General features: G+C 72.2%; 9 protein-coding genes. 1 reads left to right on the top strand and 8 read right to left on the bottom strand.

What is annotated here, in order from left to right; genetic code table 11:
* Nucleotides 1-194: 194 nt before the first annotated feature.
* From ACWGE1_RS26000 to infC, 8 genes are all read right to left on the bottom strand, one after another.
* A complete protein-coding gene (locus ACWGE1_RS26000; protein WP_453422896.1) occupies nucleotides 195-1,277 on the bottom strand; it encodes a PP2C family protein-serine/threonine phosphatase in 1,083 nt (360 codons plus the stop codon).
* 137 nt (nucleotides 1,278-1,414) lie between these two features.
* Entirely contained in the window at nucleotides 1,415-3,943 is a 2,529-nt protein-coding gene (gene pheT, locus ACWGE1_RS26005) for a phenylalanine--tRNA ligase subunit beta (protein WP_453422897.1), read from the bottom strand.
* The gene (gene pheS, locus ACWGE1_RS26010; protein ID WP_453422898.1) at nucleotides 3,943-5,070 is read right to left on the bottom strand and encodes a phenylalanine--tRNA ligase subunit alpha; all 1,128 of its coding nucleotides are present in this window, start codon (nucleotides 5,068-5,070) and stop codon (nucleotides 3,943-3,945) included. The genes pheT and pheS overlap by 1 nt, the downstream gene beginning before the upstream one ends.
* Before the next feature lie 151 nt (nucleotides 5,071-5,221).
* On the bottom strand, nucleotides 5,222-6,457 hold the full coding sequence (locus ACWGE1_RS26015) for an ATP-binding protein (RefSeq protein ID WP_453422899.1): 1,236 nt from the start codon (nucleotides 6,455-6,457) through the stop codon (nucleotides 5,222-5,224).
* Between the two features lie 55 nt (nucleotides 6,458-6,512).
* Nucleotides 6,513-7,373, bottom strand: coding sequence for a TrmH family RNA methyltransferase (locus ACWGE1_RS26020; protein WP_453422900.1), 861 nt, complete (start codon nucleotides 7,371-7,373; stop codon nucleotides 6,513-6,515).
* Nucleotides 7,374-7,488: 115 nt separating this feature from the next.
* Nucleotides 7,489-7,875 (bottom strand): 50S ribosomal protein L20, encoded by a 387-nt coding sequence (rplT, locus tag ACWGE1_RS26025; protein ID WP_007263143.1) that lies wholly within the window; start codon nucleotides 7,873-7,875, stop codon nucleotides 7,489-7,491.
* 105 nt (nucleotides 7,876-7,980) lie between these two features.
* The gene (rpmI, locus tag ACWGE1_RS26030; RefSeq protein WP_030012385.1) at nucleotides 7,981-8,175 is read right to left on the bottom strand and encodes a 50S ribosomal protein L35; all 195 of its coding nucleotides are present in this window, start codon (nucleotides 8,173-8,175) and stop codon (nucleotides 7,981-7,983) included.
* 105 nt (nucleotides 8,176-8,280) lie between these two features.
* Complete coding sequence (infC, locus tag ACWGE1_RS26035) at nucleotides 8,281-9,015, bottom strand: translation initiation factor IF-3 (RefSeq protein ID WP_453422901.1); 735 nt, start codon at nucleotides 9,013-9,015, stop codon at nucleotides 8,281-8,283.
* A 325-nt stretch (nucleotides 9,016-9,340) separates the two neighbouring features.
* On the opposite strand from infC, the gene ACWGE1_RS26040 reads away from it, so the two are divergent.
* Nucleotides 9,341-9,718 (top strand): DUF1844 domain-containing protein, encoded by a 378-nt coding sequence (locus ACWGE1_RS26040; RefSeq protein WP_030387119.1) that lies wholly within the window; start codon nucleotides 9,341-9,343, stop codon nucleotides 9,716-9,718.
* Nucleotides 9,719-9,783: the final 65 nt, after the last annotated feature.

Raw genomic sequence — 9,783 nt, forward strand, 5'->3', positions numbered from 1 at the left:
GCTCCCCCTCGTACAGTGCGACGACCCGTCACCGCGCCGCCCGTTCTGCTGTCTGCCCGACACTCCATGGCAGGCGGGCGGCGCGTTCCGGCTCCGCCGGCGCCCGGTTGGTCGCCGCGCCCCGGCAGGGGCCGGGCCGAGAGCGCGCGCCGGGCTCATCCACCGGGCCCGGCGCGCGTGTCCGAGGCCGGTGGTCAGGACCGGTCGTTGCGCAGCACCAGCAGGGCGACGTCGTCGGCGAGCCGCCCTCCGGTGTGCCGCAGCAGAGCGGCGTGCACGCCCGCCACCAGCCGCGTGGGCGTGGCCGCCGGCTCCGCCGCGAGGGCGCCGGGCAGGTCGAAGAACCGCCCGGCCCGGTCGCGGGCGTCCTCGGCCCCGTCGGTGTGCAGGAACAGCGTCTCCCCGGGCCGCAGTTCCCCGCACGACTGTGGCCGCAGGTCCGCCGGTACGGGCACCACCCCGAGCGGCGGCATCGTCTCGCCCCGGGCCGGCGGCAGTACCTGCGTGGGCCGCTGCGCGGAACCTCCCCCGCCCCGCCCCTTCCCCGAACCGGACAGTGCCCGGACCGGGTCAGCCGGCGTTCGGGGCACGGGGCCCGCTGCGGAGCCCCGGCTGCGCGGAGCGCAGTGCTCCAGGACCGCCGCCGGGCGCAGCACGTACGGCCACGGGTGGCCGCAGTTCAGGGCCAGCAGGGTGCCGTCCCCGGCGATCTGGAGAAGCAGGACCGTCACGAACTCCTCCGCCGCCGCGGACTCCGGCTCGGCCCGCGCCCGGTCACGGACGTGGCGGCCCAGCGCCCGCTCCATCCGCCGCAGCACACCGGCCAGTGAGGGCTCGTCGTACGCCGCTTCGCGGAAGGCCCCGAGCACCGCGGCGGCCGTCCCCAGCGCCGGCAGCCCGTGGCCCCGTACGTCCCCGATCACCACCCGGATCCCGTGCGCCGTCGGCACGGCCTCGTACAGGTCACCGCCCACCGCCGCGCCCCGGCTCGCCGACAGCTGCGCCGCGGCCAGCGTCAGGCCCTCGATGCGCCCCGGCAGCGGCCGCAGCAGGGCGCGCTGCGCGGCGCCCGCGATCTCCTGGGAGCGGCGCAGCTCTGCCAGCAGCCCGCGCCGGATGTGCAGCGCGCAGCCGGTGGCCAGCAGCAGGAAGGCGGCGCAGGTCGCCAGGCTCGGGACCAGCCGCCCCGGAGTGGACAGTTCCCAGGACACCGCGGCGCCGCCCCAGGCCAGGACACAGACCCGGCGCACCAGGGGCACCTCTCCACGCGTGACCATCCGTAGGACTCCCCTCCGGCCGGATCGATTGTGCCGACCGGCCGGCGCCCCGGACACGGGTCACCGGGCATTGCACCCGAACGAGTGTGGGGCGCATCCGGTGGTCCGGATGCGCCCCTCACTCGTGTACGGAACGGTTACGCGCCCCGGAGCACCGCCCCGGTCCGCTCGCCCGCCAGGGCCACCGCCGCGTCGCGCGCGGCCGTGGACTCCTCGGCGGTCAGCGTCCGGTCGGCCGCGCGGAAGCGCAGCGCGTAGGCCAGGGACTTCTTGCCCTCGCCGACCTGCTCACCGGTGAACACGTCGAACAGCCGCAGCGATTCGAGGAGTTCGCCCGCGCCCTTGCGCAGCGCGGTCTCCACCGAGGACGCGGGAACGGACGCGTCAACGATCAGCGCCACGTCCTGGGTCGCCACCGGGAAGGAGGAGATCCGGGGCGCCTGGAGGGCCTCGCCACCGGCCGCCGCAAGGCGGTCCAGGTCGAGCTCCATCGCGCTGGTGCGGGCCGGCAGGCCCATCGCCTTGACCACGCGCGGGTGCAGTTCACCGGCGTGACCGATGACCTGCTCCACACCGTCGATGGTGACGACCAGCTCGGCGCAGCGGCCCGGGTGCCAGGGGCCGTACTGGCCCTGGCGGACGACGAGCTCGGCGCCGGCCTCGACGGCCAGCGAGCGGGCGGCCTGGACCGCGTCCGCCCAGTCGGCCGGACGGCCCTTGCCCCACCAGCCGGCCTGCTCGCGCCCGCCGGCCAGCACGACCGCGGCGTACCGCGGCTGCGCGGGCAGGGCCGCGTCCAGGGTGGCGATCTCCTCGTCCGTGGGACGCCGGTCGACGGGCAGCCGTACGGCGACACCCGGCTGAGCGGCGGCGCGGAAGACCGAACCGGTCTCGAAGAGCGCGAGGTCGTGGCTGCCCCGGCTGTCGTTGCGGCGCAGCGCGCCGAGCAGACCCGGCAGCAGCGTGGTGCGCAGCGCCGGCTCCTCGTCGGAGAGCGGGTTGACGAGCTTGACGACCTGGCGGGCCACGTCGTGCGCCGGGAGCTGGAGCTGGTCGAAGACGCCCTCACCGATGAACGGGTAGCTGAGCGCCTCGACGTAGCCCGCGCCGGCCAGCGCGCGGCCGACCCGGCGGTGCAGCTGCTGCCGGGCGGTCAGCCCGCGGCCGGACGGCACCTGCGGGAGGGTCGACGGCAGGTTGCTGTAGCCCTCCAGCCGGATGACCTCTTCGGCGAGGTCGTTGGGCTCGGCGAGGTCGGCCCGCCACGAGGGGACGGTGACGACGAGCTCGTCCTGGCCGTAGACGTCGCAGCCGATCTCCTGGAGGCGGCGCACGACGGTCTCGCGGCCGTACTCCATGCCCGCGACCCGGTCCGGGTGGTCCGCGGCCATCGCGATGGTGCGCGGCGCGCCCGGGGCGACGACCTGGGTGACCCCGGCCTCGGCGGTGCCGCCCGCGAGGAGCACGAGCAGGTCGACGGTCCGCTGGGCGGCCGCGGCGGCGGCCTGCGGGTCGACGCCCCGCTCGAAGCGCTTGGATGCCTCGGAGGACAGCTTCAGTCGGCGGGCGGTGCGCGAGATCGACACGGAGTCGAAGTGCGCGGCCTCGATGACGACGTCCGTGGTCCCCGTGACCAGGCCGGTCTCGGGGTCGGTGACGGAGTCGGCGATCTCGGTGTTGGCGCCGCCCATGACACCCGCGAGGCCGATCGGCCCGCTGTTGTCGGTGATCACCAGGTCCTCGGCGTCGAGCGTGCGCTTGACCCCGTCGAGGGTGGTGAACTTCTCGCCCTGCTCGGCCCGGCGGACACCGATGGTGCCCTCGATCCGCGAACGGTCGTAGGCGTGCAGCGGCTGGCCGAGCTCCAGCATCACGTAGTTGGTGATGTCCACGGCGAGCGAGATCGGGCGCATGCCCGCCTTCTGCAGGCGGCGGGACAGCCAGATCGGGGAGCGCGCGTCGGGGTCGAGTCCGGTCACCGTGCGGGCGGTGAAGCGGTCGCAGCCGGCCGGGTCGTCGATCTTGACCGGGTAGCCGTACGAGTTCGGCCCGGGCACGTCGAGCAGCGCCGGGTCGCGCAGCGGCAGGCCGTAGGAGGTGGCCACCTCGCGGGCGATGCCGCGCAGGGACATGCAGTAGCCGCGGTCCGGGGTGACGTCGATGTGCAGCACCTCGTCGACGAGCTGGAGCAGCTCGATCGCGTCCGTGCCGACCTCGTGCTCCGGCGGCAGCACGATGATGCCGTGCGTGCCGTCGTCGCCCATGCCCAGCTCCTCGCCGGAGCAGATCATGCCGTGCGAGGTCCTGCCGTACGTCTTGCGCGCGGCGATCGCGAAGTCGCCCGGCAGGACGGCGCCGGGCAGGACCACGACGACCTTGTCGCCGACGGCGAAGTTCCGGGCGCCGCAGACGATCTCCTGAGGCTCACCGGTGCCGTTGGCGGTGCCGACGTCGACCGTGCAGAAGCGGATCGGCTTGCGGAAGCCCTCGAGCTCCTCGATGGTCAGCACCTGGCCGACGACGAGCGGGCCCTTGAGCCCGCCGCCGAGCTGCTCGACGGTCTCGACCTCGAGGCCGGCGTCGACGAGCTTGGCCGCGATGTCGCGACCGGATTCACCGGCGGGGAGGTCGACGTACTCCCGCAGCCACGAAAGCGGGACCCGCATCAGATCTCCATCCCGAAGGGCCGGGTGAAACGAACGTCACCCTCGACCATGTCTCGCATGTCTTCAACGTTGTGACGGAACATCAGCATCCGCTCGATGCCGAAGCCGAAGGCGAACCCGCTGTACTTCTCGGGGTCCACACCGCAGGCGGTGAGCACCTTGGGGTTGACCATGCCGCAGCCGCCGAGCTCGATCCAGCCCTCGCTGGAGCAGGTACGGCACGGGCGGTCGGGGTTGCCCACCGACTCGCCGCGGCACACGTAGCACTGCATGTCCATCTCGGCGGACGGCTCGGTGAACGGGAAGAAGTGCGGGCGCAGCCGGGTGGTGGTCTCCTCGCCGAAGAGCTCCTTGACCATGTGGTCGATGGTGCCCCGCAGGTCCGCCATGGTCAGGCCCTCGTCCACGGCGAGCAGCTCGACCTGGTGGAAGACCGGGGTGTGCGTCGCGTCGAGCTCGTCGGTGCGGTACACCCGGCCCGGGCAGACGATGTAGACGGGGGGCTTGCGCTCCAGCAGCGAGCGCGCCTGCACCGGGGAGGTGTGGGTGCGCAGCACGACGCCGGACTCGTCACCCTGGGTGCCCTCGGGCCCCTGGACGAAGAAGGTGTCCTGCATCTGGCGCGCCGGGTGGTCGGGCGTGAAGTTGAGGGCGTCGAAGTTGAACCACTCGGCCTCCACCTCCGGCCCCTCGGCGACCTCGTACCCCATGGCCACGAAGATGTCCGCGATGCGGTCCATCAGCGTGGTCAGGGGGTGCCGGGCGCCGGCGGGGACGCGGTCGTAGGGCAGCGTGACGTCCACGGCCTCCTCGACCAGCACCCGCTCGTCGCGCTCCGCCTCGAGCGCGACCGTGCGGGCCCCGAAGGCCTTGTTCACGGCGCCGCGGGCCTGGCCCACGCGCTTGCCCGCCTCGGCCTTGGCCTGCGGGGGCAGCGCGCCGATCTCGCGGTTGGCGAGCGCCAGGGGCGAGCGGTCGCCCATGTGCGCGGTCTTCGCCTCACGCAGCGCGTCGAGGTCGCCGGCGGACGCGAAGGCGGCGAGCGCCTCGTCCCGCATGCGCTCGATCTCTTCCGGTTTCAGTGCCTCGACCTCGACAGGGTCGTACGACTTGTTCGGTGCCGACATCTCTTCCCGTACTTCCGATGGCTGGCTGGTGGGTCCCCGTACGGCGCGATCAGACCGATCGACACAGAGACACAAAGGTGCCAAAGGACGAGTCTAAAGGTCGCCGGGGGTGAAGGAGCCCGTGGGCCGCCTGCCGGGACTCTCCGCAGGGCTACTGCGTGAGGTACGCGGGGGCGCTCACGGGCAGGATAAATCGGAACTCGGCGCCGCCGCCGGGGCCGCGGCCGACCGTGATGGTCCCGCCGTGGGCCTCCACGATGCCCTTGACGATGTACAGGCCCAGGCCGGTGCCGCCGCGCTTGCTCCCCCGCCAGAAGCGGGTGAAGACGCGGCCCATCGACTCCTCGGGGATCCCGGGGCCTTCGTCGGACACGGTGACGGCGGTTCCCTTCTCATGCGGCGACACACCGATGGTGACCGTTCCTTCTCCGTGGCGCACCGCATTTTCGAGGAGGTTGCCGAGGATCTGGTCGATCTTGTCCGGATCGGCCCACAGATCGGGGAGCGGGCGGCTGACGCTCACGAGGAACCGCTCGGGCGCCTGCCCGTTCGCGGTGAGCGCCTGCACGTGGCGGGTGACGGCGGTGGCGATGTCCACCGGCTGCCGGCGCACCTCCAGGCGGCCGGAGTCGATGCGGGAGATGTCGAGCAGCTCGGCGATGAGGCGGGTGACACGGTTGGCGTCGGCGTCGACGGTCTCCAGCATCAGCCGCTTCTGGTCGTCCGTGAACCGCTCCCACTTCGCGAGCAGGGTGGCCGTGAACCCCTTGACCGAGGTCAACGGGGAGCGCAGCTCGTGGGCGACGGTGGCGATCAGCTCGGCGTGGCTGCGCTCGGTTCGGCGCCGGGCCTCCGTACCGCGCAGGGTGACCACGAGGCGGCGCAGCGGGCCGGTGGGGTGGGTGCGGACGTAGCTGGCGGACACCAGCACCTCGCGGCCGCCGGGGAGCAGCAGGTTCCGCTCGGGCTGTCCGCGACGGGTGGCGAGGCCCCCGTACGGGTCGGTCAGCGCCCACCAGCGGCGGCCTTCGAGGTCCTCCAGCGGGAGGGCGCGGTCGATGCGCGTGCCGAGCGCCTGTGCGGGGTCGGTCGCGGTCATCCGGGCCGCGGCCCGGTTGAAGCAGATCACCCGCCCGGTGTCGTCGGCGACGACGAGCCCGTCGGGCAGGCAGTCGGGGTCGATCCCGAAACCGAGTGCCTCACCGGGGGCGCCGCCCCGTACCGCCCCGCGGGCCGCGCCCTGCGGCGGTACGCCGCGCAGCGCTTCGGAGGCGAGTGCGGGGGGCACGGCATCGGCGGGCCCGCCCGCACGGGCGCAGGGGCCGACCGGCGCCGGCGGACCGGCCTTCGTGCCGGCCTCCGGTGAGCTGTTCGTACCGACGGTCATGTCCCCGTACCCCACATCTCCGAGTAGCGCAGTGGGCCCCCGGGCCGCCACATTACTAGCTGGGGGTCACGGAGCGGCACCCTCCGGGCGCCCGCTGTGCACGCGCGGACGCGTAGAGGCACACGGCGGCGGCCGTCGCGAGGTTCAGACTCTCCGCCTTCCCGTGGATCGGGACCCGTACGACGGCGTCCGCCAGGGCCCTGGTCTCCTCCGGCAGGCCCCATGCCTCGTTGCCGAAGACCCAGGCGGAGGGCCCGCCCATGGTGCCCGCGTCCAGCTCGGCGTCGAGGTCGTCCTCGCCCGCCCCGTCGGCCGCCAGGATCCGTACGCCTGCCGCCCGGAGCCCCTCGACGGCCTGCTCCACCGGAACTCCGACCGCGACCGGGAGGTGGAAGAGGGAGCCCACGGAGGCGCGTACGGACTTGGGGTTGTAGAGGTCCACGGAGGCGTCGGTCAGCACCACCGCGTCGGCGCCGGCGGCGTCCGCGCAGCGCAGCACCGTACCGGCGTTGCCGGGGTCGCGGACGTGCGCGAGCACGGCGACGAGCTTGGGCTCGGCCCCCAGGATCTCCTCGAACGGGGAGTCCAGGAAGTGGCAGACGCCGACCAGGCCCTGCGGGGTGACGGTCTGCGAGACCTCGGCGAGCACCTCGTCGGAGGCGTAGTGGACGCGAGCGCCCGCGTCCAGGGCCGCCTCGATGATCCCGGAGTAGCGCTCGGCGGCCTCGACGGTGGCGAACAGCTCGATCAGGGTCGACGCGCCCGTGGGACCGCGGTGCTCGACGGCCTCGCGGACAGCCTGCGGGCCCTCGGCGATGAAGCGGCGCTCCTTGGTGCGGAAGTTGCGCCGCGCCAGTCGCCGGGCGGCGGCCACCCGCGGGGATCGGGGGGAGATCAGCTCGTCGGGGTGACCCATGGTGTGTGCGGTTCTCTCTCGGGGTTCCGGGCTGGGCGGGAAAGCACACGGACCCGCAGGCGAATGCCTGCGGGTCCGTGGGGGCCGGCCGCGTGAAAGCTGGGCCGGCTAGCCCTTAGGCAGCGGCCTTGGGGGCGTTGACGTCGGCCGGAAGCGCCTTCTGCGCGACCTCGACGAGCGCGGCGAACGCGTTGGCGTCGTTGACGGCCAGCTCCGCGAGGATCTTGCGGTCCACCTCGATGTTGGCGGCCTTCAGACCCTGGATGAGGCGGTTGTACGTCATGCCGTTCTGGCGGGCAGCGGCGTTGATGCGCTGGATCCACAGCTGACGGAAGTCGCCCTTGCGCTTCTTGCGGTCGTTGAAGTTGTAGACCAGCGAGTGGGTGACCTGCTCCTTGGCCTTGCGGTACAGGCGCGAACGCTGACCGCGGTAGCCGGAGGCCGCCTCGAGGATCGCCCGGCGCTTCTTGTGGGCGTTTACTGCCCGCTTGACGCGTGCCACTTTTTAACTCCTTGTAGCGGGGCCGCGGGTGTCTTCACACGGCCCGAAATTCGATGGGGTCCCGGTCTCGACGTGCGTCCGCTCCCGACGGGGGGAGCGGAGACGTCAGATGCCGAGAAGCTTCTTGATCTTCGCGGCGTCGCCGGGAGCCATCTCCGCGTTGCCGGTGAGGCGGCGGGTGACACGGGACGACTTGTGCTCGAGCAGGTGGCGCTTGCCGGCGCGCTCACGGAGCACCTTGCCGGAGCCGGTGACCTTGAAGCGCTTCTTGGTACCGCTGTGCGTCTTGTTCTTCGGCATGGCGCCGTTATCTCCTCGTCGGTGGCGCTCCCACCGGTCCGGTACGGGACCGGCTTACGGGAGCGTCATGTTGTGTCGGGTGATCCGGGACGGGGTGTCCTGGAATCAGGCCTCGGCGTTCGCCTCGTCGGCCGGAGCCTCTTCGGCAGCGGCCTCGGTGGCCTCGGCGGAGGCGACCTCGGTGGTGTCCTCGACCTCGACTGCGGCCTCCTCGGAAGGAGCCTCGTCATCGGTGTGGGCGACACCCTGGCGCTCGGCCTTGCGGGCGGCCTGCGCCTCGCGGGCTTCGGCCATCGCCTCGGTCTTCTTCTTGTGCGGACCGAGGACCATGATCATGTTTCGGCCGTCCTGCTTCGGGTTCGACTCGATGAACCCGAGGTCCTCGACGTCCGAAGCGAGACGCTGCAGCAGTCGGTAGCCGAGTTCCGGCCGGGACTGCTCGCGACCACGGAACATGATCGTGATCTTGACCTTGTCGCCCTGCTTGAGGAACCGAACGACGTGACCCTTCTTGGTGTCATAGTCGTGCGGGTCGATCTTCGGCCGGAGCTTCATTTCCTTGATGACCGTGTGCGCCTGGTTCTTGCGCGCCTCACGGGCCTTCATGGCCGACTCGTACTTGAACTTGCCGTAGTCCATGAGCTTGCAGACCGGCGGGCGTGCGGACGCCGCGACCTCGACCAGGTCGAGGTCGTACTCCTGCGCGAGCTCAAGCGCCTTGGCAAGCGGCACGATGCCGACCTGCTCGCCGCTGGGACCGACAAGCCGTACCTCGGGAACGCGAATCCGGTCGTTGATGCGGGGCTCGGTGCTGATGGATCCTCCTCGGTAGCACCACACGGCTGCCTGGCAGACAGCCGCTGACGTGTATTTCCGTCAGACCGACCGCAGCGGGAGAATCAAAAAAGCCCCGCCGGGCACAGGCAGGGGCTCCAAAACAACCGGAACACCGCCGCGTGCAAACCGCGGGGCGTAAACTCGGGCAGCTTTCCATCGTCCGTACGGAACGATGGATGCCGCCTGACCGGTGACCCGCCGCCCCGGAGGGTGGTCAGGTGGGAGAACGGAGCCTCCACTTGTGGGCCGGGCACAGAAGTGTCCGGCCGGTCGAAGTACATACTAGCACCCGTGCCGCAAGCCCGCCGCACGGCATATCGTGGGGCGCATGACTGACGCGACACCCCCCACCGACCCCGCTGCCGACGGCGCCCCCGACTACGACACCATGACCCGCGACATCGCGGACGTGCCCGCCGTCGAGGTGATCACCACGGTGGCCGTGCACCTGCTGAGCGCCGCGGCGGTCAACCTGGGCCTGGACAAGCCGGACTCCGAGCACAAGGACCTCGACGAGGCCCGCAAGCTGATCACGGCCCTGGCCGGCCTGGTCACCGCGAGCGCCACCGAGATCAGCTCCTTCCACGCCGCCCCGCTGCGGGACGGCCTGAAGTCGCTCCAGCTCGCCTTCCGCGAGGCCTCCATCGTGCCGGACGAGCCGGGCCAGGGGCCGGGCGAGAAGTTCACGGGTCCCGTCTTCGGCTGATCCCGGAACGGACGACGGACGGCAGAACGGGAACGGCGTCGGCCGGTGCACCTCGCAGGGTGCAC

It is taken from the genome of Streptomyces sp. NPDC054932, from assembly GCF_053610205.1.